General features: G+C 34.6%; 17 protein-coding genes. 3 read left to right on the forward strand and 14 right to left on the reverse strand.

The features are described 5' to 3' along the window. The first annotated feature begins 21 nt into the window (after window positions 1-21). Window positions 22-1,017 carry a tetratricopeptide repeat protein gene (locus SCB73_RS08760; RefSeq protein WP_320569667.1) on the forward strand — a complete coding sequence of 332 codons (996 nt, stop codon included), beginning with the start codon at window positions 22-24 and terminating at the stop codon, window positions 1,015-1,017. Here the strand turns inward: SCB73_RS08760 and SCB73_RS08765 are convergent. The 14 genes from SCB73_RS08765 to SCB73_RS08830 all read right to left on the reverse strand — a co-directional run bounded on the left by SCB73_RS08765 (window position 1,001) and on the right by SCB73_RS08830 (window position 18,566). Continuing rightward, a complete protein-coding gene (locus SCB73_RS08765) occupies window positions 1,001-1,708 on the reverse strand; it encodes a hypothetical protein (protein ID WP_320569668.1) in 708 nt (235 codons plus the stop codon). The two genes, SCB73_RS08760 and SCB73_RS08765, sit on opposite strands and share 17 nt — an antisense overlap. 10 nt (window positions 1,709-1,718) lie before the next feature. Next, entirely contained in the window at window positions 1,719-2,435 is a 717-nt protein-coding gene (locus SCB73_RS08770; RefSeq protein WP_320569669.1) for a hypothetical protein, read from the reverse strand. Between the two features lie 73 nt (window positions 2,436-2,508). Continuing rightward, window positions 2,509-3,183, reverse strand: a complete 675-nt coding sequence (locus SCB73_RS08775; RefSeq protein WP_320569670.1) for an MBL fold metallo-hydrolase — start codon at window positions 3,181-3,183, stop codon at window positions 2,509-2,511. Between the two features lie 61 nt (window positions 3,184-3,244). Beyond that, window positions 3,245-3,817, reverse strand: a complete 573-nt coding sequence (locus SCB73_RS08780; RefSeq protein ID WP_320569671.1) for a Crp/Fnr family transcriptional regulator — start codon at window positions 3,815-3,817, stop codon at window positions 3,245-3,247. Between the two features lie 3 nt (window positions 3,818-3,820). Then, window positions 3,821-4,468: an HAD family hydrolase gene (locus SCB73_RS08785; protein ID WP_320569672.1), complete on the reverse strand. Its 648-nt coding sequence runs from the start codon at window positions 4,466-4,468 to the stop codon at window positions 3,821-3,823. A gap of 6 nt (window positions 4,469-4,474) precedes the next feature. Continuing rightward, window positions 4,475-5,683, reverse strand: coding sequence for a BaiN/RdsA family NAD(P)/FAD-dependent oxidoreductase (locus SCB73_RS08790; RefSeq protein WP_320569673.1), 1,209 nt, complete (start codon window positions 5,681-5,683; stop codon window positions 4,475-4,477). A 170-nt stretch (window positions 5,684-5,853) separates the two neighbouring features. Further along, the gene (locus SCB73_RS08795; RefSeq protein WP_320569674.1) at window positions 5,854-6,531 is read right to left on the reverse strand and encodes a glycerophosphodiester phosphodiesterase; all 678 of its coding nucleotides are present in this window, start codon (window positions 6,529-6,531) and stop codon (window positions 5,854-5,856) included. 199 nt (window positions 6,532-6,730) lie between these two features. Further along, window positions 6,731-8,392: an alpha-amylase family glycosyl hydrolase gene (locus tag SCB73_RS08800; protein WP_320569675.1), complete on the reverse strand. Its 1,662-nt coding sequence runs from the start codon at window positions 8,390-8,392 to the stop codon at window positions 6,731-6,733. 209 nt (window positions 8,393-8,601) lie between these two features. Next, the gene (locus SCB73_RS08805) at window positions 8,602-10,461 is read right to left on the reverse strand and encodes a glycoside hydrolase family 13 protein (protein ID WP_320569676.1); all 1,860 of its coding nucleotides are present in this window, start codon (window positions 10,459-10,461) and stop codon (window positions 8,602-8,604) included. A gap of 144 nt (window positions 10,462-10,605) precedes the next feature. Further along, a complete protein-coding gene (locus SCB73_RS08810) occupies window positions 10,606-12,720 on the reverse strand; it encodes a glycoside hydrolase family 97 protein (protein ID WP_320569677.1) in 2,115 nt (704 codons plus the stop codon). A gap of 29 nt (window positions 12,721-12,749) precedes the next feature. Beyond that, window positions 12,750-15,053, reverse strand: coding sequence for a glycoside hydrolase family 65 protein (locus tag SCB73_RS08815; RefSeq protein WP_320569678.1), 2,304 nt, complete (start codon window positions 15,051-15,053; stop codon window positions 12,750-12,752). A gap of 138 nt (window positions 15,054-15,191) precedes the next feature. Further along, a complete protein-coding gene (gene pgmB, locus SCB73_RS08820; RefSeq protein ID WP_320569679.1) occupies window positions 15,192-15,848 on the reverse strand; it encodes a beta-phosphoglucomutase in 657 nt (218 codons plus the stop codon). Further along, on the reverse strand, window positions 15,841-17,361 hold the full coding sequence (locus SCB73_RS08825; RefSeq protein WP_320569680.1) for an MFS transporter: 1,521 nt from the start codon (window positions 17,359-17,361) through the stop codon (window positions 15,841-15,843). The genes pgmB and SCB73_RS08825 overlap by 8 nt, the downstream gene beginning before the upstream one ends. Window positions 17,362-17,534: 173 nt before the next feature. Next, window positions 17,535-18,566 (reverse strand): LacI family DNA-binding transcriptional regulator, encoded by a 1,032-nt coding sequence (locus SCB73_RS08830; RefSeq protein WP_320569681.1) that lies wholly within the window; start codon window positions 18,564-18,566, stop codon window positions 17,535-17,537. A 235-nt stretch (window positions 18,567-18,801) separates the two neighbouring features. On the opposite strand from SCB73_RS08830, the gene SCB73_RS08835 reads away from it, so the two are divergent. Then, complete coding sequence (locus SCB73_RS08835) at window positions 18,802-21,744, forward strand: SusC/RagA family TonB-linked outer membrane protein (RefSeq protein WP_320569682.1); 2,943 nt, start codon at window positions 18,802-18,804, stop codon at window positions 21,742-21,744. A 17-nt stretch (window positions 21,745-21,761) separates the two neighbouring features. Next, window positions 21,762-23,357, forward strand: a complete 1,596-nt coding sequence (locus SCB73_RS08840; RefSeq protein WP_320569683.1) for a RagB/SusD family nutrient uptake outer membrane protein — start codon at window positions 21,762-21,764, stop codon at window positions 23,355-23,357. The last annotated feature ends 22 nt before the right edge of the window (window positions 23,358-23,379 follow it).

Consider the following 23,379-nt stretch of genomic DNA (forward strand, 5'->3'; position numbering starts at 1 on the left):
TTTAATCAATATGTTTACTTTATGAATAGATTAAAGTTTTTTCTAGTTGTTTTGGTTTTAATGTCATTTAAAACTTTTGCTTGTTTGAATTGGGAAATTAAAACTTTGAAGAATAAAGTTGAAATTTATAGAGATCGTGCACATCAATATGTTCCGAGAGGCCATCAATTTAAAATTAAAGATTTTTCAGGATTAATTTTAGATCTGGAAGAAGGATATAAAAAGACGAACGATGTCGATTATTTATCTGACAAAGGTTATGTCTTAATCATTCAAGGGAAATATGATGAAGCATTAAAATTATATTTAGAGATTGAAAAAATTAAGCCTAACAGATATTCAACAGCGTCTAATCTTGGAACATTGTATGAGTTAATGGGAGAAAACCAAAAGGCTTATGAATGGATTCAAAAGTCTATTAAAATTAATCCAAACTCGCACGAAGGATCAGAATGGCTTCATCTTAAAATATTGGAAGCGAAGATTAAGAAAATTCAAAATCTAACAGGAGAATTTTTTATTGGCACTAATTTCGGTTCAGAAATTGTTGCGAAAACAAATCTTTCTAATGAAGAATTAACAAAGTTGCAAGATGCTATATTTTTTCAGTTAAATGAAAGAATTTCGTTTATAAAGCCAAAAGATCAGATTATTTCTGTTTTACTTTTTGAATTAGGGAATATAGCTTCAATGAATGAAAATGTATTTAGTGAAACCTCGGAAATCTTTGAGCTATCAAGAAAATATGGCTTCCAAAGTAATGTGCTTAATGAGAGATTGCTCGTTTGCTATGAAAAAATGAATGAGTATAGTCTAAAAAATGGTAAAGAATTATATGAAAGCGCTGTTCATGCAGACACATTGAGTGACAAATTAGCAAAAAGAATAAGAAAAAATGATGATATTTTTAATGAAGTATTAATCGGTTTTTCAATAATCACTTTGACATTATTAATCTGCTCAGTTGTATTTTTCTTAAAATGGAAAAAGCTTAAGAATACTATTTCAGCTTCTTAAATTCTTCATTTTTAGCATAAAGAAAATCCATACAAGCCAGAACATTTGGATTTTCCAGAAGTGTTTTCGATTTCGGATCTGAGTCGCAAAAATCAATAAAAAGTTCTTTTTCCTCGGGTTTTAGTTTTAGATTTTTGATGAAAAAATCGGGAGGGCAATAAGCGGTTATCAGTTTCTTAAATCGATCATCATCAAGTTCAGTTTTTTTCTTCGGCTTACCTTTTAAAGGGAATGAAACTCGAAGAGCTTCTCTAATTGTATTGTCACTAACTCCTGTATTCCAGGATAAATCTTTGGCATTTTTGCTGATTAATACATCTGCAACAGCATCAGCATCAACCTTAACTTTATCAAATTCAACCTTAGTTATGACAACTTCTTCCAATTCTTCAGGTTTCATAACTTTATTCACAATCAGATTATTTTGATTGATGTTTTCCTGAGAAATTTTCAACCTTGAGAAAAAAGAATCTTTATAGAAAAAAAGAAGACTGTCATGCGCTTTTACCAAAATTGAAAATTCTCCCAACTCATTTGTTTTAGTACTGATTTTAGTGGTCTTATTAATTACTTCCACTTTGTTAAGTGGCCTATTCTCTGAAAGAACTTTTCCGTTTAATAATTTTTCCGTTTGAGAAATACTGAGCTGATAGGTAAAAAAAGAAATGGTCGTGAGTAATTTTACTTTCATTTAATGGATTTTAGTTTTTGCTTTCAGCATTTAATTTTTGAAATTCTTTGTTTTTAGTGTGCAAAAAATCCATGGTGTAAAGCAAATTTTTTTGTTGCACAAGAATTTTAGCCTTGGGATCGGCGTCGCAAAATTGTAGAAACAATTCTTTTTCTTCGGGTTTCAGTTTTAAATCATTTGTAAAAAAATCCAGTGGAACTGTCGCTTCAGCAAGTTTTTTAAAATCTAATTCTTTGAATTTTTCTTCGGCTTTTTTATGTTTTTTTCGAAATAGACTAAAAATAGCCATTAAATCGGCTCCATTTGCTATTGTTCCGTCGTAAACGCCTGTAGATAATGGCGGTCTTGGGACTATAATTGAGTTTTCATCGGCAGGACCAACTTTCGGAAACGTAATATTGGTAACAACCACTTCGTCAAGTTCTTCAGGCTTTAAAACCATATTGACTATAAGATTGTTTTGATCAATAGTTTGCTGCCAGACTTTTACTCTTTTAAAATAATAATCTTTAGAGTAAAAAAGCAAACTGTCTTTTGGGCGAACCAAAATAGAGAATTCTCCCAGTTCGTTTGTCCGCGTACTTGTTTTAGCCGTTTTATTGATTACTTCGACTTTGTCGAGAGGAATATTTTGCGAAAGAACCTTTCCGTTCAATGCTTTTTCGGTTTGAGAAACGCTAAGTTGATAAGTGAAAATAGAAATTGTGGTAAGTAATTTTACTCTCATACAGGATTAATTAGTTGAGAGTAAAATTATTAGAATAGTCTTAACGAAAACTTACAGAATCTGTAAATTCTTGTTAATTAAACTGAATCGAGTTTTTGAATTTCTCCAATTCACCATTGTTAACTAAAACAGGGCCGTGGCCAAAACACAATATTTTGGGTTGTAAGGAAGCTAATTTTAGTATTGATTTTCTATTGATTTCCTGATCTGCAGTAAATAAATGAGGCGGTTCATGCAGACCAACTTTTGTAGTCAGCAAATTCATATTGGTCATCACATCACCTACAATCAAAACGCCGTCTTTCTCTCTGAAAAAAGATAAATGTCCACTCGAATGTCCTGGAGTTTCAATAACCGTAAATCCTCCAATTTGATCACCTTCTTTTAAGGTTTCAGAAACCAAATGTCCTTTTCCTGCCCAGAAGTTTTTCTGAAATTTTGAAATAATATGATTCGGATTTGGATATTCTGTAATGACATTTCCGTTTTCAGCGAATTCTTTTTCGGGTTCACTGCATAAAAGTGGAATATTCAGCGTTTCGCAGATTATTTTACTGCTCCCCTGATGGTCGGCGTGGGCGTGCGTCAATGCGTGTTTGGCAACGGATTTGTCTTTTATTGATTTTAATATTTTATTAGAAGAAGTTCTAATTCCTGCATCAATTAAAACATCTTCAATCAAATAACAATTGATCGCGTTTCTTGGAAATAACGAGATTTGGTAAACGTCTTTGGCAATATTCTTCATCTTTTTCAAATTTTATTTTGGCAAAGATTTGAATTCCGTTTCTCAACTCACTTGATAAATGTTAAGAAATATCCTGACGGATTCTACTCAGCGATTCTGGGGTAATTCCGAGAAAGGAAGCAATGTAAATTAAAGGCGTTCGCTGAATTATTTTGGCTGGAGCCGAAGCTAAAAAAGTCTGGTATTTTTCTTTGGCAGGAATCATTTGTAGTTTTAAAACGCGATCGGCCATGCAGAGATAATTTTGTTCGGCTAAAATTCTTCCAACACGTTCCCAATTTGGAATTTCGTTATACAAAAACTGCATTTTCTCGAAAGTGATCGAAAGCACTTCGCAATCTTCGATACATTGAATATTTTCAAAAGAAACAGATTGATTGATGAAACTGGAATACGAAGCAATAAAACCTTCATCACAGCTTAAATAAGTGGTAATTTCTTTTCCGTCTTTCAAATAATAAACACGAGCAAGACCTTCAACAATAAAGAAAATCTTGTTGCTGATTTTTCCCATTGAAGAAAGAAATTCTTTTGTCGTAAATCTTTCATATTCAAAACAAGAATCGATCTTTTCGATTTCTTTTTCAGAAAACGAAGCGATCGACAGTATTTGTTTTTGTAATTCAGCATTCACGATTTACAATATTTCAATTAATTGTGAAGCATTATTAATAACCACTTTTGCACCACTGTTTTTCAATTCTTCTTCAGTTCTGTAACCCCAAGTTACACCAACAGGAAACATATTGGCATTTATAGCCGTTTTCATATCAATGTCTGAATCGCCCACGAAAAGAATTTCTTCAGGTTTTAGATTCCATTTTTTGCTGATTTCTATCGCTTCAAACGGATTTGGTTTTTTAAGTTCTTCTGTACTCAAACCAACTGCTGTGTCAAATTGTTCTGGAAATATTTCCGATGCTATTTTCTTTGTCAATTCATCGGCTTTGTTAGAGAAAACGGCCATTTTGATGTTTTGTGAAGTCAGTTTTTCTAGCAGTTCAACAATTCCATCATAAGGTTTTGTTTTCAGCGTGCAGATTTTAGTGTATTCATCGACCATACATTCAAAACAACTTTCGATTTCATCATCAGAATTGTTTGTGGCAGGCAATGCTTTACTTACCAGATTTCGTAAACCGCTTCCGATAAAATATTGGTAAGTATCGTAATCATGTGTTGGGTAACTTAGAGCGGTAAGTACTTTGTTCATCGCATCTGAAATGTCGTGTAATGAGTTGACTAAAGTTCCGTCTAAATCAAAAATAATTCCTTTAAATTTCATTTTGTATTAAATATTTTGAGCCAGAATAAACCCGCTTGTCCAGGCATTCTGAAAATTAAATCCGCCAGTAATAGCGTCGATATTTACAATTTCCCCAGCAAAATAGAGATTTTCATGAATTTTGCTTTCCATGGTTTTGAAGTTGATTTCTTTTAAATCGATTCCGCCAGCAGTTACAAATTCTTCTTTAAAAGTACTTTTTCCGTTGACTTTAAATTCGGCTTTTGTTAATTGTGAAGTCAGATTCTGCAATTGATTTTTAGATAAATCGGCCCATTTAGTCTCTGAATCAATTCCCGAAGCCAAAGCCAAACTTTCCCACAAACGGTTTGGGAAATCAAAAGGAGATTTTTTAGAAACCGCTTTTTTAGCATGTTCCTGTTTTAAGTCTTTTAGGATTTTTTCGGCATCTTCAAAATCAACATCATTTAGCCAATTCACAAAAATGGTAAATTGATAATTTTTGTCGTGCAGAATTCGAGCGCCCCAAGCTGAAAGTTTTAAGATTGCTGGGCCGCTCATTCCCCAATGTGTAATCAATAAAGGCCCAGTTGATTCTAATTTAGTATCTTTTACATGCACAGTAGCTTGTGCCGCAACGCCTGGTAATTCTTTTATTCTCGAATCTTTGATGTTGAAAGTAAATAGGGAAGGAACTGGGCTTACAATTGCGTGTCCGTGTTCCTGAAGCATTTCCCATATTTTAGGATTGCTTCCTGTTGCCATTACTAATTTTTCGGTAGCGTAATTGTCGGTTTGCGTATCAATTTTCCAATGATTTTCTTTTTTGAAAATAGATTGTACACTTTGACCTGTCAAGACTTTTATGCCTAATTTTTCAGTTGCTTTTAAGAAACAATCTATAATAGTTTGTGATGAATTGGAAACAGGAAACATTCTGCCATCTTCTTCGATTTTTAATTCGACGCCGTGTTTTTCGAACCATTCAATTGTATCTCCCGAACAAAATTGATGAAAAGGCCCACGAAGTTCTTTTTCGCCTCGAGGATAAAATTTTACTAATTCGTTAGGCTCAAAACAGGCGTGTGTAACGTTGCATCGTCCGCCTCCGGAAACACGGACTTTAGAAAGTACTTCTTTTCCTCTTTCTAAAATGGCAATTTTCAGTTTCGGATTTTTCTCTGCAATATTAATTGCCGTAAAAAAACCAGCAGCGCCTCCGCCAACGATTATTATGTCGAAATTTTTAATCATATTTTTTTGGTTGCCACGAATTACACGAATTGGCACTAATTTTTTTAACTAGATTTTTTCTTTAACCACATATTGCACAAATTTTCGCAAATTAATTATTGCATTTAAATTTGTGAAAATTTGTGCAATTTGTGGCAAAAAAACTTTTAATCTGTGGCTATTTTTAAACTTTATATTTTGTCTGGATTATCAGAGATAATTCCGTTTACTTTATAACTTTTTACTTTTTGAATGTCTTCTTCTGAATTAACTGTCCAAGGTAAAACTAGAAAACCTTTTTTCTGCATTTGATGAACATTTTCTTCGTTCAATAAATTAAAATCGGGGTTAATGGCTTTTGCTTTTATTTTTTCGGCGAAAGCCAAAGCGGTATTTATATCTTCTTCTGTTAAAACACCAATTGGGATATTTGGATTTAGGTTTGCTGTTTCCTCTAACATATTCCAATCGAAACTTGAAATAATGAAATCCTCGTATTTCCAGTTTTTGACTGAAACATACTCTTCTATTAAAGCCACAACTTTGTTTGGAGTGTTTAAACCTTTTAATTCGATATTGATCAGACATTTTTTGTCGACTAAATCGAAAACCTCGTTTAAAGTTGGGATTTGGAATCTTCCATCAATCAAAAACGATTTTAATTCCGATAAAGTAAAATCGTTTACAAGGCCTTTTCCATTAGTTGTTCTATCGATGGTTTCGTCGTGAATTACGATTATATGCCCATCTGAACTCAAATGAACGTCAAGTTCAATTCCATCTGAATTTAGGTCTAAGGCTTTTTGAAAAGCTTGTAAAGTGTTTTCAGGTTCGTAGGCTTTGGCACCTCTATGTGCGATTTTGAGCATCTGTTGCGAGTTTAACCGCAAAGGTCGCAAAGTTTTACACAAAGGTCACAAGGATTATAAAAAAAGTTAGCCACAGATTATTAGGATTAAAAGGATTTTTGAATCTGTAGTAAATTATCTCTCGCAGATTTTGCATATTTTGCAGATTCCTTTTTTAGTTATCTGCTCAATCTGCTCAATCTGCGAGAGAAAAATATTTTTAAATTTCTTCCAATAAGACAATATCAAAATCATTATCGATAATCACTTTTCCATCAATAACTTCTACTTTCTGATTTGAATATGTGTCTTTTAGTTTTGTTCCGTTTGGGAAGACGTCACCAACAGGAAGTTCTTTTCTGCCGTTTGGCAAATCTACTCCCATAACTACTTTATCTGTAAAAGAACCTTGAGTAAACGTTCTAGAAAAAGTATAAGGATACGGATTAATGAGTTTGTGAACGCCTGCTCCAACAGCAGGATGATTTCGTCTAAACTGACCTAATTTCTGCCAATGTAAAAGTGTTTTCTGCGTTTCAGGATTGTTCTGAATATCGTCCCAATTCATGTTGGAACGTAAAGTCGCATCGCCCTGAGTTCCTTCAACAACTAAAGATCGTGCCGATTCGTCTCCATAATAAACCTGTGACATTCCTGGGGAAAGCAGTAGTTTAGTGGCTGTTTCGATGCTTTTGGTTCGGTTAGCATCAAAAGGCTGGCCGTCGTCGTGCGAAGACATATAATTAAGGACCGAATATCCTTTTAAGTCATTATTTAAATGATTAGAATATTTCGAAAATAAACCTTCATAATCGTTCTGACCTGCATTCCATTTAAACTCAAAATTGATCATGCTGTTGAAACCGTTTTGAAAATAATTTACTTTTCGATCTCCAAAATCATAATCCTGTCCACCACTAATTCCGTAACCATAAACTTCGGCAATGGTATAAAATGGGTTTTGGTCTAAAATTTCAAGCGGATGATGTTTTTTCCAGGTTTCAAAAGCGTAATCACATTCTTTTTTGAAATCGGCCCAAACATCTTCATTAGTGTGTTTTACAGTATCGGCGCGATAACCGTCAATTCCGAATTCCAGAATATAATCGGTAAGCCATTTTATAATGTAATATTTTGGTGTTTTTGGATAACCTGTTCTTTTGAAAAAATCATCTAATGAAGCAATTTCTTTTTCGTAACGGCCTTCTTTTTTCCATTTTTCGATTAAGAAAGGAGGCAGTTGAACTTCGTGATTACTTTCGGTTCTTACATCTGGAAGATTATCAACCAAAGTACACATCGTTGTGTTTTCGAACGATTTGTAATCGCAGACAACGCCAGTTCTTACCCAGTCTGAAGGCCAAACAGGATCTTCGGGAGTTACTGGTCCGGTATGGTTGATAACGCCATCAAGAATTATTCTGATGCCTTTTTCGTGTGCTTTTTTTACCAAGTTGGCTAAATCTTCTTTTGTTCCAAAATTGGGATCCAAAGCCGTCCAGTCTTTTGTCCAATAGCCGTGAAAACCATAACTCAATCCAGTTCCTTCATCAACGCCATCGTGAATCTGTTCTACAATCGGCGTAAGCCAAATGGCATTGATTCCTAGTTTTTCAAAATATCCTGATTCGATTTTTTTTGTGATTCCGATGATGTCACCGCCTTCAAATCCGCGAAGTTTTCCAGGCGTTTTGGTTCGGTTAAAATTGACATCGTTTGAAGTATCTCCGTTGTAAAAACGATCTGTAAGTAAAAAATAAACATTTGCCCCTTCCCAAACGAAAGGTGTTTTCGAAGTAGTATTCATTGTAACTGATTTTGAGCCAGAACAACTCATTGTTAAGTATACTAAAGATAAAAAAAGGAAAGTGTATTTTTTCATTATTTAGGGATTTTTTGGGTGAAAAAAAATAGCCACAGATTAAAAGGATTAAAAAGGATTTTTTTCTTTTTGCCACAAATTGCACAAATTTCCACAAATGCATTATGTTGTATGGATTCGTGGAAATTTGTGCAATTCGTGGCGAATAAAATCTGTGTTAATCTGTGTAATCTGTGGCTAAAAACCTTTGCGAACTTTGTGGTTAAGCTTTATTCCAATTCTAAAACCAAAACTGATTTTGGCTCTAAAGTAATTTCAGTAGCTAAATCGAATGTTTTTCCTGTGATAACATCTTTTCCTGATTTAAAGTTTTTGATGTTTTCTTTGAAACGGTTTGTTTTTACAACCTGCTCTTTTGCATTGTTGTTGAAAATTACCATTACGGTTTTGGTATCATTATATCTGAAATACACATAAGTATTGTTTTCCGGAATATAATGCGTCATTTTTCCTGTGTGAATTACTTCATTTGATTTTCTCCAGGTGAATAATTTTGAAGTAAAATCAAAGAAAGAAGCTTGTTGAGCCGTTCTTCCTGCTGCTGTAAAAGCATTGTTTTTGTCGCCAGCCCATCCGCCAGGGAAATCTTGACGAATATCTGCGTCACCTTTGCCTTTGTCTCCACCCATTCCAATTTCGGTACCATAATATACCTGTGGAATTCCGCGAATTGTTGCCATCAAAGTCATGACCATTTTGTATTTCGCTAAATCATATTTGTACACTTCGTTGATACGATTTGTATCGTGATTTTCGGCAAAAACTAAAATACTATTGGTGTTCGGATATAAATAATCCATTGCAAAATTATTGTAGAATTTGATCAATCCGCTGTCCCAATTTGGAGTGTCTTCGTTGAAAACAGAACCAATCTGGTCTTGCAAAGTAAAGTCCATTACACTTGGAAGATTTGAATTGTAATTTTCTATTGCACCAATTTTACTGTCTTTTTGCCAATATGCCAAACTCGCTTGATTGTGCATCCAGATTTCTCCAACAATATTGAAATTCGGATATTCATTTGTGATTGATTTTGCCCAATTTGCCATTGCAGTTGGGTCAGAATAATTATACGTATCTACACGGAATCCGTCAAGATTTGCAAATTCAATCCACCAAATAGCATTTTGAGTTAAGTATTTTGAAACGAGAGGATTTCTTAAATTCAAATCCGGCATCGAAGGTACAAACCAGCCATCGATACAAACTTCCTGATCTGCTTTTGAAGCGTGCGTATCTGGAATTACCTCGCGTCTGTGATTTGTTTGCGTGAAATTTTCGAATTGATTGAACCAAGTTTTTGTTGGCATATCTTTCATCATCCAGTGCGTAATTCCCCAGTGATTGGTTACATAATCCATCACCAGTTTCATGTTTTTTTTGTGCATTTCTGCAGAAAGGCGAACATAATCGTCATTTGTTCCGTAGCGAGGGTCGATTTTGTACACGTCAGATTGTGCATATCCGTGATACGAATGTTGTTTGTCGTTGTCTTCGCATAAAGGCGTGTTCCAAATTGTGGTTGCACCAAGAGATGAAATATAATCTAAGTTTTTGATTATTCCTTCGATATCTCCGCCATGACGTCCGCCTGGTTCTGCGCGGTTTCCTTTTTCAGTTAAAACAGCATCACTGTCGTTTTTCGGATTTCCGTTAGCAAAACGATCTGGCATAATTAAATAAATCAAGTCAGATGAATCATAACTTTTTCGGTCTGCCGAATTTGCTCTTCTTTCTTTCAAAGAATATTTCTGAGTAAAAGCAACTTTGTTATTGTTTTTGAAAGAAAAAGTCAATTCAGAAGCTTTTACGTCTTTTGTATCGATTGTTACGAAAAGGTAATTAGGGTTTTCCGTTTTTTCTACATTTTTAATCACCACATTATTCGAAACCGAAGCTTCAAATTGTGAAATGTTTTTTCCGTAGAACATAATCTGCAGTTCCGAATTTTTCATTCCGGCGTACCAGAAAGGCGGTTCTACTTTTTGGATTTGCGCTTTCGCGGAAGCGGAAAACAACAAAACCATTAGGACTAATTTATAGATAAAGGATGTTTTTTGGTTTTTCATAGTAATAAGAAATTATTCTTCATTGTCAGTTCAAGCGGAGTCGAGAACCTTTGCGGCATCTCGATTCCGCTCGATGTGACAAAAAGATGTTGATTAAAAAAAAGACAAGCAATTCTGGGGGAAATTACTTGTCTTTTTAAGGTGTTATTTGGTTTCAATAATACTTATTGCATATCCTCCGCCAGGAGCAGAAAACTGAGATAATTTTGATTTGTTTGTTACAGCAATTTTCTTGATAGTGTAAGCTTGCGGATTCGTTTTGTAATGCGCATCTTTTGCATCAGCGTAAATTGTTGCAGTGTATTTCTTTCCTTTTTCAAGGAAGCTGAAATCGATGTTTGATGTACGCGGAGTTTCTCCGTTTACGTTTCCAACGAACCAATTGTTTGTTCCTTTTGCTTTACGGGCAACTGTGATAAAATCTCCAGGTTCAGCTTCAATATATTTACTTTCTGACCAATCTACCGCCACATCTTTAATGAATTGAAAAGCATCTGGAAAACGGTTGTAGTTTTCTGGAGTATCAGCAGCCATTTGTAACGGGCTGTACATAGTTACATATAGTGCCAATTGATTACAGATTGTACTGTTTACATGCGATTTGTTGTCAGGATTCATTTTGCTGATATCCATTTCGAAGATTCCCGGCGTATAATCCATTGGGCCTCCAATTAAACGTGTAAAAGGCAATACTGTAACGTGATTTGGTTTAGAACCACCAAAAGCTTGGTATTCTGTTCCTCTTGCAGCTTCGTTTCCAATTAAGTTAGGATACGTTCTTGCAATTCCTGTTGGACGAACTGCTTCGTGAGCATTCACCATAATTTTATAATCAGCCGCTTTTTCGATAGCATATTGGTAGTGATTTATAATCCATTGGCTGTAATGATTTTCACCTCTTGGTAAAATATCACCTACATAACCGCTTTTTACAGCATCGTATCCGTTGTCTTTCATGAATTTGTAAGCTGCATCCATGTGACGCTCGTAGTTGCGAACAGAACCTGAAGTTTCGTGGTGCATGATGATTTTTACACCTTTAGATTTTGCATATTCGTGAAGCCCTTTTACGTCGAAATCTGGGTAAGGCGTCAAGAAATCAAAAACATAATCTTTTGAGTGACCAAACCAGTCTTCCCAACCTTCGTTCCATCCTTCAACTAAAACTGCATCGAAACCATTTGCAGCAGCAAAATCGATATATTTTTTCACATTAGCATTGTTTGCTCCGTGCGTTCCGCTTGGTTTTGCTTTTGAGAAATCAGAAACGCCTAATTGTACTGTCGGAAAATCATTTGTGTACGACCAAGAACTTTTTCCTGTAATCATTTCCCACCAAACTCCAACGTATTTTACTGGCTTAATCCAAGAAGTATCATCAATTTTTGATGGATCGTTTAAGTTATAAGTCATTTTTGAAGCTAAGATTTCTCTTGCATCGTCGCTTACCATAATTGTTCGCCAAGGCGAATGACTTGGTGCTTGCATATATCCTTTATCTCCTTTAGCATCTGGTGTTAACCAAGATTCGAAAACTAAGTTTTTGTCATCTAAATTCAAGTGCATACAAGAATAGTTGATCAAAGCCGCTTCGTGTAAGTTGATGTAGATTCCGTCAGCCGTTTTTAACATCAAAGAAGTCTGAACTCCAGTTGGAGAAAACGATTTTTGAGAAACGTTTGCCGTATATGCTTTTTGAGATAAACCTCTAATTTCCGATAATTTCGATTTTGTGTAATCATATTCCTGAGTATCATAATCTCCAGGAATCCAGAATGCGGTGTGATCTCCAGTCATGGCAAATTGAGATCTTTCTTCTTTGATTACAAAGTAAGTAAGATTCTTTTGCGCTGGGAATTCATAACGGAATCCTAAACCGTTATCGAATAAACGGAAACGAATTACAATTTGTCTGTCAGTACTTTTTTGGTTTAAAGTAACTGCCATTTCATTATAATGATTTCTAATGTGATCTACTTCTCCCCAAACTGGTTTCCAAGTTTCATCAAAAGTTGAAGTTTTAGTATCCACAACAGTAAAGTCGTTCAATAAAGATTTTTTGTCATCTTTAAGTTCAAGACCTAATTTACTGGTTTTTACAACTTCTTTGTTTTTGTATTTTAAATTGTACGTTGGAGTTCCGTCGTTTTGAAGAGAAAATTCCATTACGAACTTTCCTTCGGGTGATTTTAATTGCTGCGCTTTTGCAACCGTGCTAAACGCAAACAAAATTAAACTTGCGAAAAATAAGTTTTTCATGTTTTTTAGTTTTTTAGATGTATTGTAATTTATTTGATTTGTGCAAATTTACCAGCAACAATAGGGTTTTCGTTCACAATAATTGTTAAATCTTGATCGCCGTCCACCGTAAAAGTTGTTTCATTATGATTTACAGAAACTTTTAAAATCTGGTTTCTGAAATTGATTTTAAACGAATAGCCTTTCCATTCTTTTGGAATTTTTGGTGAGAAATGAAGCTGGTCATTTTTAACGCGCATTCCTCCAAAACCTTCCACGATACTCATCCATGTACCGGCCATTGACGTGATATGACAACCTTCTTCTACTTCTTTATTATAATCGTCCAAATCCAAACGAGAAGTTCTTAAATAAAATGTATATGCCATGTCCATTTTATCTAATGCTGCAGCCTGAATCGAGTGAACGCAAGGCGAAAGCGAACTTTCGTGAACCGTAAATGATTCATAAAACTCGAAATTGCGTTTTAATTCTTCTTTCGAAAAATGATCTTCGAAGAAATAAAAACCTTGTAAAACGTCAGCCTGTTTGATGTATGGCGAACGCAACACACGATCCCAAGACCATTTTTGGTTGATTGGTCGCTGGGATTTATCTAAATCTTTTACAGGAACTAATTCTTTATCTAAGAAACCGTCTTGCTGTAAGTAGATTCCAAGTTCTGCAGAAACTGGGAAATACATATCATCAGCTACTTTCTTCCATTCTTTGATTTCTTCTGTAGAAAGACTTACTTTATCCATCACTCTTTTGTGATCTGCAGGATATTCTGAAGCCACTTTTTCGATTTGTTCAGCAGCAAAATCAATACACCATTTTGCAATATAATTGGTGTAGAAATTATTGTTGATGTTGTTTTCGTATTCGTTTGGACCTGTAACTCCCAAGATCACATATTGATTTTTATCTTTTGAGAAAGAAGCTCTTTGGTGCCAGAAACGAGCAATCCCGATTAAAACCTCAAGACCTTTTTCTGGAATATAAGAGTAATCTCCCGTGTAACGGTTATAGTTGTAAATTGCAAAAGCAATAGCACCATTTCTATGAATTTCTTCATGTGTGATTTCCCATTCATTGTGGCATTCTTCACCATTCATGGTTACCATTGGATATAAAGCCGCACCGTTTTTGAAACCTAAATTGTCCTTAGCATTTTCAATCGCTTTGTCCAATTGATTGTAACGATACGTCAATAAGTTTCTCGCCACTTGCTGATCTTTTGTAGCCATGTAAAACGGAATACAATATGCTTCGGTATCCCAATAAGTAGATCCACCGTATTTTTCTCCAGTGAAACCTTTTGGACCAATGTTTAAGCGAGAATCTTTTCCTGAATAGGTTTGGTTCAATTGGAAAATGTTGAAACGAATACCTTGTTGTGCTTTTACATCGCCTTCGATTGTAATGTCTGACATTTCCCAAACTTTTGCCCAAGCTTCAATTTGGTTTTGAAGCAAGGTTTCGTAACCTAAAGCAACAGCAGATTTGATTACTTTTTCGGCTCCAGCCAAAGTGTTTTCATGGTTTAAAGAAACCGTATACCCTCCAATTTTTTGGATAGATGAGGTTTGTCCTTTTGCAATAATAGTTCCGTAAGTGTACTGAACTTTATCTGTAGTTGAATCGATTGTTGATGGTGAAACGTTGATGTTTTCTCCATTTGCCAAAATCGTATTGTGCATGAAAGTTGTAACTTTGAAATGCGTTTTGAAAGTCTGAGCCGTTACAAAAGCTTCGTTTGTGCCTTTTTTAACTTCAAGCGGTTCCCAGAATTTTTCTTCCCAGTTTGCATCTTCATTGGTTACACCAGCGTCAATATAAGGTTTGTAAACGATTTTAGCATCTTTGTTTAAAGGTGTAATATCGTATTTGATAATTCCGGCTTCGTCTAAATCTAATGAAAGAAAACGACGAACGTTTACCGAAATTTCGGTTCCGTTTTTAAGAACAGCTTCAAAAGAACGATTGTACCATCCTTCTTTCATATTCAATTCTCTTCGAAAGTTTCTAACCTCGGTGCAAGTGTTTAAATCAAGATTTTCTTCGTTGATTTCAATGTCAATTCCAATCCAGTTTGGAGCGTTAAGTACTTTGGCAAAATATTTCGGATAACCGTTTTTCCACCAGCCCACTTTTGTTTTGTCTGGATAGTAAATTCCGGCAATATAACTTCCTTGGAAAGTTTCTGCGGAATAAGATTCTTCAAAATTCGCACGCTGTCCCATAGCGCCGTTCCCGATACTAAAAAGACTTTCAGAAGATTTTACTCTCTCTGCATCAAATCCTTCTTCAATAATAGACCAATTGTCTGGTTTTATATAATCTTGGTTCATCTTTTAAATTAGATAATTCGGCAATTTGGTAATTCGATAATTGCCTTGGTTCCTTATTAACTTTTTACATTTATTTGAGAAATTGTTGATTAGAATATTTGTCGATGAGCAATATTATCTCATGGACACATTTTCTAATTATCCAATTAACTCTTCAATAAAGCTTGTTTCGATTTGGGTAAAATCTTTAAAAATGTGATCAGCTTCATGTAAAATTGTTTCCTCACCAATTCCTACACTTACCATTTCTGCGATGTTTGCTGCCTGAATTCCGGCAACAGAATCTTCAAATACAATTGAATTTTTTGGATCAATCTTTAATAATTGAGCCGCTTTTAAGAATACTTCAGGATCTGGTTTTGCATTGCTGACATCGTTTCCGTCAACAATAACATCGAAGTAAGACAGAATGCCTGTTTTTTCTAGAATTGGTCTTGCATTTTTACTGGCAGAACCTAATGCAATTCCTTGATTTTTCTCTTTTAATAGTTTTAGAATTTTTAAAACTCCTGGAAGAATCTCACTTTCATCCATATCAACTAAATAAGATAAATAATCTTCATTTTTTTGGATTAACCATTTGTCTTTATCTTCCTGAGAAGCCTCAACATTTCCTAATCCAAGTATAATATCTAAGGAACGAACTCGGCTTACGCCTTTTAAAAGTTCATTGTCTTCATGTGTAAAATTTATATTTAATGACTGGGCAATTTTTTGCCAAGCTAAAAAGTGGTATTTAGCGGTATCAACGATCACTCCATCAAGATCGAAGATGAATGCTTTTTTATTATTCATGGATTTCAATTTTAGTTTTACTATTTACTCTGAGAGTCAATAATCCTGCGAAAATCATTGATACACCTCCAATTATTAGAGCGTAAATAGGTTCATTATTAAAGAATTGTTTTATTACAAATCCTAATATTGTAGCGGCTACAATTTGTGGAATTACTACGAAGAAGTTGAAAACTCCCATATAATAACCCATCTTGGCTGCAGGCAAAGCTCCAGATAACATGGCATAAGGCATTGATAAAATACTTGCCCAAGCAATACCAACTCCCAACATTGGAAGAATAAGCATTTGCTTATCACCAATAAAATAAATTGAAATTAAACCAACACCTCCAGCGCATAATGCTAATAAATGTGTTGCTCTAACGCCTACTTTTTTTGCAATAACCGGTAATAAGAAAGCTACAGCTGCAGCGACACCGTTATAAACTGTGAATAAAACAGAAACCCAGTCGGCAGCATCATTATATACTTTTGAAGTGGTGTCTGTTGTTCCAAAAATATGCTGTGTAACCGCTTGTGTTGTATAAATCCACATGGAAAAAAGCGCAAACCATGAGAAAAACTGAACCCAAGCTAATTTTTGCATTGTTTTTGGCATATTCAATAAATCAGTCATGATTATGGTAAAGCCATTTTGAACTTTTTTAGTGCGTAATTGGGATGCTATTACGAATAAAACACCCATAAAAATCAATCCAACAAATAGAATGTATAGTTCTTTTGCTAAGCTGTTTTCGAAAATTAAGAATGAAATTAATCCGCCAATTGCAGCAAATACAATCCCTAAAGTCAATTGTTTTTTGGTAGTAACATCAGTTTCTGTTTCAGAATTTGGAGAATTTTGCTCTAAATCTTTTTTGCTGTTGGCTTCAAATGCATGAAGTTCTTCAGGAGTATATTCTGTTGTTTTGAAAACAGTCCATAAAACTGAAAGCAGAAAAACAATTCCGCCAATGTAAAACGACCATTTTACCGCATCAGGAATAATTCCTTTAGGCGCAACGTTGCTTACGTCAAAGACATTTGTGAAAAGATAAGGCAAAACTGAACCTACAACGGCACCAGTACCAATGAAAAAACTCTGCATAACAAAGCCCAAAGCACGCTGATGGTCTGGTAAATTATCACCCACAAAAGCACGGAATGGTTCCATTGAAACATTTATCGAAGCATCCATTATCCATAATGTACCAGCGGCAATCCATAAAGTTGGAGAGTTGGGCATTACAAACAAAGCCAAAGACGACAAAATCGCACCAATTAAAAAATAAGGGCGCCGTCTTCCTAGACGAGTCCAAGTTCTGTCACTGAAATAACCAATAACGGGTTGAATTATTAAACCTGAGACAGGAGCTGCAATCCATAAAATTGGAATTTCGTCAATTTTAGCACCAAGAGTTTCAAAAATTCTAGAAGTGTTTGCATTTTGCAGTGCAAAACCGAATTGTATTCCCAAGAAACCGAAACTCATGTTCCAAATTTCCCAGAAACTTAATTTACGCTTTTCCATTATCGTAATTTGAAAATTATACGATAAGCGCTTTGCTTATCAAAACTTTGTTCTTTTCGAAGTAAAACTAAAAGCCTTGACGGGCGTAAAAGTATAAATTATTTTTTTATTTAAGCTAATAAAAAAGCCATAAATATTTTTTATGGCTTTAGAATGTGTTGATTTTAAGAAAATTAGTCAGTAGATTCTCTTTTTATTAAATGAGTTTCTATGACTTCTGTGGTATAGTTTTCATTTTCTTCTTCGTCATCGTCATGTTCGGCTTCAAGTCTTTCGATAAGCATTTTTGCAGCTTTATTTCCCATTTTTTCTCCACTTTGACTTACGGTTGTAATGCTTGGAGTGGAGTATTTTGAGATAATTCCGTCAGTAAATGCAATTACAGCTAAATCTTCGGGAACTTTTAATCCCATTTTGTTGGCTGTTTTGATAATGGTTACCGCAAAAAGCTCATTTACTGCAAAAGCAGCATCAAAAGCTCTGGCATGCAAAAGCTCGGAAATAGTAATTTCGCAAGTATCAACGTCTTCGATTTTAATGATCAAATCTTCATTAAAAGGAATTCCGTTGTCCAAAAGTGCTTTTTCATAGCCATCAGTTCGTAGTTTTCCCACACTTACATAATCGACAGTAGTTACTAATGCGATCTTTTTTCGTCCATTATCAATTAAGCTCTGAACGGCTTCGTATGCCGCTGCTTTATCATCAATAATAACTTTGTCGCACAAAATATCATTGGTTACACGATCAAACATAACTACAGGCATTCCTTGATTGATAACTTCCGTAATATGATGAAAATCGCCTTTAAACTGAGTTTCTTTAGATAAGGACATGATAAAACCGTCGATACTTCCGTTGGCTAACATTTCCATATTCAAAACCTCTTTATCAAATGAATCGTCTGATAGACAGATTACTACGCTATATCCGTGCTCGTTGGCAACTTGCTCAACTCCATTGATTACAGTAGAGAAAAAATGGTGTACAATTTCCGGAATGATGATGCCAATACTTTTAGTTTTTCGGTTTTTAAGACTAAGGGCAATATTGTTGGGTTTATAGTTGTAAAACTTGGCAAAAGCCTGCACTTTTAAGCGAGTTTCTTCACCTATTTCAAGGCTGTTTCTAAGTGATTTTGAGACAGTTGAGATAGATACGTCAAGTTCCTTTGCGATCTGTTTTAAGGTTATTTTGCGTTTCATAGTGTTTTTTAGAAAAAATCTAATTGATAATAAAGGTGGTTAATATTTTTGGTATTGGCAATTTTTGACTTAAAAGATTACAAAAAATAGAAAGTTTTCAACACTACCACGTTTTCGTAAACCAATAAAAATTGCCATCGGTTGTTCGTGTTAATAAATTCATAATTTTGAAATTCGAAGTAAAATTAAAAACTTAACTAACAATCACAAACTCAAACTAATTTAAACAAAAAGTATGAAAACAATTTACAAAAAGTTGTTATTTTTATTCCTACTGCTGCCGTTTACTGTGTTAGCTCAAAGCACATTAAATGGAACTGTTGTCGATAAGGCAACTGGGCAGCCGATTCCGGGAGTAAATGTAAATGTACAAGGCTCTAAAGGAGGTACTTCTACAGATTTTGACGGAAAATTTCAATTGCCAAATTTAAAAAATGGTGATAAAATTGTCGTGTCATTTATTGGTTATGTAAGTAGTACTATTACTTTTTCTGGACAAAAAACAGTAAGCGTTATACTAGAAGAAGACACAAACCAACTTAAAGAGGTTGTTGTACAAGTAGGTTACGGTACTGTTAAGAAAAAAGATGCGACAGGAGCTGTAACAGTTTTAGGTGCAAAAGATTTTAATAGAGGACCGGTGCAATCTGCTGATCAAATGATTCAAGGTAGAGTAGCTGGTTTGCAAATTATTAACGGAGGAGGATCTCCAGGAGCTGATCCAATCGTGAGAATTCGTAGTGGATCTTCTCTTAGTGCAAACAACGATCCATTATATGTAATCGATGGTATTCCTGTTGCAAACGGAGGAGTAGAAGGAGGAAGAAACCCTTTGTCTACAATCAATCCTAATGATATTGAATCACAAACAGTTTTAAAAGATGCTTCTGCAACTGCAATTTACGGTTCAAGAGCTTCTAATGGTGTAATCATTATTACAACTAAAAAAGGTAAATCGGGAGATATCAAAGTAAGTTATAACGGGAACTTTCAGGTTTCAGAAGTAACACAACAAGTTGATGCTTTGTCAAGCGGACAATTTAGAGATTTCGTAAATGCTCATGGAAGCGCTTCTCAAATTGCTGCAATGGGACAAGCTAACACCAACTGGCAAGATGAAATCTACAGAACTGCTATGGGAACTGATCAAAATATTTCTGCTAGTGGTGGAAAAGATAATGTTACTTATAGAGCTTCTGTAGGATATACAAACTTAAATGGAGTTTTATTAAGAGACAATTTTGAAAGAACAACTTTAGGAGTTTCGTTAAATGGAGACTTTTTTGACAAACATTTAAAAGTTCAAGTAAACAACAATACCTCTATAATTAACAGTAATTATAGTAATACAGGGGCAGTTGGAGCAGCTGTAGGATTTGATCCAACTCAGTCTGTAAAAAATGCTGACGGAACTTATTTCCAATGGATGACATCTCCAACAGAGTTTAATCAGTTGGCAGGAAAAAATCCACTTGCGTTGATTAACCAACAAAATAACTTAGGTACTTTTAATAGAAGTATTGGAAACATCCAATTGGATTATAAAATGCACTTTTTACCAGAATTAAAAGCTACAGTAAATTTAGGTTACGACCAAATGAGCGGTAGAGGTTTTGGTGGAACTAATGGAGATTATTTATATGGTCTTAAAGGTTCTGGATACAACAACTCTTATGTAAACATAGAGAAGAGAAATAACAAGTTGATGGACTTGTATTTGAATTACAATAAATTGTTTGAAGATATTAAAACTCAGATCGATGTAACAGGTGGTTATACTTATCAAGATTTTAGAGAAGAAAAAAATAAATCAAACTATAATTTTGAAAATGATGTAAATACAGTAGAGTTGTTTACTCCAACACACATTAATTTACAGTCATTCTTTGGTAGAGCGAATTTCACAGTAGCAGATAAGTATTTAGCAACTGTATCTTTAAGACGTGATGGCACTTCTAGATTTACAGAACAATATCGTTGGTCAAATTTCCCAGCAGTTTCTGTGGCTTGGAAATTGAATGAAGAAAATTTTTTAAAAGATGTTTCAAGCATCAACTCTTTAAAATTAAGAGGAGGATGGGGTATCACAGGTCAACAAAATATAGGAAGTGCTTATCCATCTATTCCATTGTATTTAGCATCAAACACTGCGGCTCAATATCAAATTGGAAATACGTTCTATACAACTTACAGACCACAACCTTATAACAGCAACCTGAAATGGGAGGAGACTACTACAATTAACGTTGGATTGGATTTCGCTCTTTTCAATAATAGATTTACAGGTACTGCAGATGTTTATGAGAGAACTACTGATGACTTGTTATTGTATACTCAAAATCCTGCTTTCTTCGGATTTTCTAATTATGACAATTACAATGTTGGTAGTCTTAAAAACAAAGGACTTGAGTTATCTGGTGAAGTAGTTGCGGTTAAAAAAGACAATTTAGAATGGAGAATTGGTGGAAATATTACATTCCAGAATTCAAAAATTACAAAATTAACGACTACTCAAGATAATACTCCTGGATTAGAAGCCGGAGACAATATATCAGGAGGAACAGGAAATAAAATTCAAAACAATCAAGTAGGTTATGCGCCAAATTCATTCTATGTATTTGAGCAGGCTTATGATGCGGCTGGAAAACCAATCGATGGCGTTTTTATTGATCGTAATAAAGATGGAGTAGTAAATGAAGATGATATGTATCGTTTTCATAAACCAGCAGCCGATGTGTTTTACGGGTTTTATACAACCTTGAATTACAAAAACTGGGATTTCTCTATGAACTGGAGAGGTTCTTGGGGGAACTATATGTACAATAACGTAGATTCAGGAAATGGTACATATAATAACATCTTAATCAGACAAAATGATTTATCGAATGGTGTTGAAAATCTTTTAGAAACAGGATTTAAACAAGGAAGTAACTTCCAATTAAAATCTGATTACTATGTACAGGATGCTTCTTTTGTGAAATTAGATAACGTTACAGTTGGATATACTTTCAATCAAAAAATTAAAGGTATTTCAATGTTAAAGTTAACTGCTTCAGCGCAAAATGTTTTGACAATTACGAAATATGAAGGTTTAAATCCTGAGATTTCTAATGGTATAGATAATAATATATACCCAAGACCAATTACTTTCATGTTAGGATTAAACGCTAACTTCTAATTCAAATAACAAGAATAATGAAAAAGATACAAATAAAATTAATAGGTATTTCTTTGTTTATGATGACGATGTTGTTTTCATCATGTACAGACGATTTAAACCAATCACCTGATAATGGAGATTCTGTCAGCGCTGACGAGTTATTTAAAGATCCGGCGTCATACAAACAAAATTTATCCAAATTATATGCAGGTTTTGCTACAACTGGTCAACAAGGACCTGCAGGAAGCCCTGATATTTCTGGAATTGACGAGGGAACAAGCCAATACATTAGAGGTTTTTGGATGATGCAAGAATTAACAACTGACGAAGCTGTTATTGCTTGGAATGATGGAACAATTAAAGATTTCCATTCACAAACATGGTCATCTGCAGATTCATTTATTGCGGCAACATTTGCACGTTTTTCTTTCCAAATTGTAAACTGTAATGAGTTTTTAAGACAAACGACAGATGCAAAATTAGCATCAAGAGGAATAACAGATGCGGCATTATTGTCTGATATTAAAGTATTCCGCGCTGAAGCTCGTTTTTTAAGAGCGATGACATACTGGCATTTGGTAGATACTTTTGGAGCAGGATCAATCGTAACAGAAGATTCTCCAACAACATTTTACTATCCAGATTATGCTTCTAGAGCTGAAATCTACAAGTTTATTGATGAGGAACTTACAGCTATTGAGCCACTTTTGAAAACACCAAAAACGAACGAAGCTTACCGTGTTGATCAAGCTGCTGCTTGGATGTTGCATGCTAAATTATACATGAATGCAAAAGTTTATATCGGTACAGATCATTATACTGAAGCGCTTCCTTTTATTGACAAAGTAATCAATTCTGGTTATACGTTACATAATAATTACAATCAGTTATTCTTAGCTGATAACGACAAAAACGGTGCGCAGAAAGAATTTATTTTTGCAATTGGTTTTGACGGAATCCACACGCAGACTTACGGTGGAACAACATTCTTAGTTCACGCTCCAGTTGGTGGAAGCATGGTGGCATCTGAATACGGTATCAACGGAGGTTGGGGAGGTATTAGAACAACTTCGGCTTTTGTTGACAAGTTCCCAGCGGTTACTACAGATACTCGTTCTCAGTTTTATACGAATGGACAAAGTAAAGAAATTGCAAACATTGGAAACTTTACTGATGGATATGCAATTATGAAATTTAAAAATGTTGATGTTAATGGTGTTCAAGGATCAGATAAAGCAGGGAACTTTGCAGATACTGATTTTCCAATCTTCAGACTTGCAGATGCTTACTTAATGTATGCGGAATGTGTTGTTAGAGGTGCAGGCGGAAGCTTGGCAACTGCAACGACTTATGTAAATGCTTTAAGAACAAGAGCAAAAGCAAATATTATTACTCAAACAGATCTTAACTTGAATTTTATTTTAGATGAAAGAGGAAGAGAGCTTTACTGGGAAGGACACAGAAGAACAGATTTGATCCGTTTCGGAAAATTCAGTGGAGGTTCATACTTATGGCCATGGAAAGGAAATGTGGCTGGAGGTACTTCTACACAATCTTACAGAGATTTATTCCCAATTCCTGCTGGAGCTTTAGGAGCAAATCAAAATTTAAAACAAAATCCTGGATACTAAACTAACTGAATAACGAAAAAAA

It is taken from the genome of Flavobacterium sp. KACC 22761, assembly GCF_034058155.1.
In the GTDB taxonomy this organism is placed as follows: Bacteria; Bacteroidota; Bacteroidia; order Flavobacteriales; family Flavobacteriaceae; genus Flavobacterium.

Excerpts from the sequence above, each read along its gene's own strand:
- SCB73_RS08770 (WP_320569669.1), bottom strand. The coding sequence starts at position 2,435 with ATGAGAGTAAAATTACTTACCACAATTTCTATTTTCACTTATCAACTT.
- pgmB (WP_320569679.1), bottom strand. The coding sequence starts at position 15,848 with ATGAATAATAAAAAAGCATTCATCTTCGATCTTGATGGAGTGATCGTT.
- SCB73_RS08795 (WP_320569674.1), bottom strand. The coding sequence starts at position 6,531 with ATGCTCAAAATCGCACATAGAGGTGCCAAAGCCTACGAACCTGAAAAC.
- SCB73_RS08840 (WP_320569683.1), top strand. The coding sequence starts at position 21,762 with ATGAAAAAGATACAAATAAAATTAATAGGTATTTCTTTGTTTATGATG.
- SCB73_RS08835 (WP_320569682.1), top strand. The coding sequence starts at position 18,802 with ATGAAAACAATTTACAAAAAGTTGTTATTTTTATTCCTACTGCTGCCG.
- SCB73_RS08800 (WP_320569675.1), bottom strand. The coding sequence starts at position 8,392 with ATGAAAAAATACACTTTCCTTTTTTTATCTTTAGTATACTTAACAATG.
- SCB73_RS08805 (WP_320569676.1), bottom strand. The coding sequence starts at position 10,461 with ATGAAAAACCAAAAAACATCCTTTATCTATAAATTAGTCCTAATGGTT.
- SCB73_RS08830 (WP_320569681.1), bottom strand. The coding sequence starts at position 18,566 with ATGAAACGCAAAATAACCTTAAAACAGATCGCAAAGGAACTTGACGTA.
- SCB73_RS08765 (WP_320569668.1), bottom strand. The coding sequence starts at position 1,708 with ATGAAAGTAAAATTACTCACGACCATTTCTTTTTTTACCTATCAGCTC.
- SCB73_RS08790 (WP_320569673.1), bottom strand. The coding sequence starts at position 5,683 with ATGATTAAAAATTTCGACATAATAATCGTTGGCGGAGGCGCTGCTGGT.
- SCB73_RS08815 (WP_320569678.1), bottom strand. The coding sequence starts at position 15,053 with ATGAACCAAGATTATATAAAACCAGACAATTGGTCTATTATTGAAGAA.
- SCB73_RS08810 (WP_320569677.1), bottom strand. The coding sequence starts at position 12,720 with ATGAAAAACTTATTTTTCGCAAGTTTAATTTTGTTTGCGTTTAGCACG.
- SCB73_RS08785 (WP_320569672.1), bottom strand. The coding sequence starts at position 4,468 with ATGAAATTTAAAGGAATTATTTTTGATTTAGACGGAACTTTAGTCAAC.
- SCB73_RS08775 (WP_320569670.1), bottom strand. The coding sequence starts at position 3,183 with ATGAAGAATATTGCCAAAGACGTTTACCAAATCTCGTTATTTCCAAGA.
- SCB73_RS08760 (WP_320569667.1), top strand. The coding sequence starts at position 22 with ATGAATAGATTAAAGTTTTTTCTAGTTGTTTTGGTTTTAATGTCATTT.
- SCB73_RS08825 (WP_320569680.1), bottom strand. The coding sequence starts at position 17,361 with ATGGAAAAGCGTAAATTAAGTTTCTGGGAAATTTGGAACATGAGTTTC.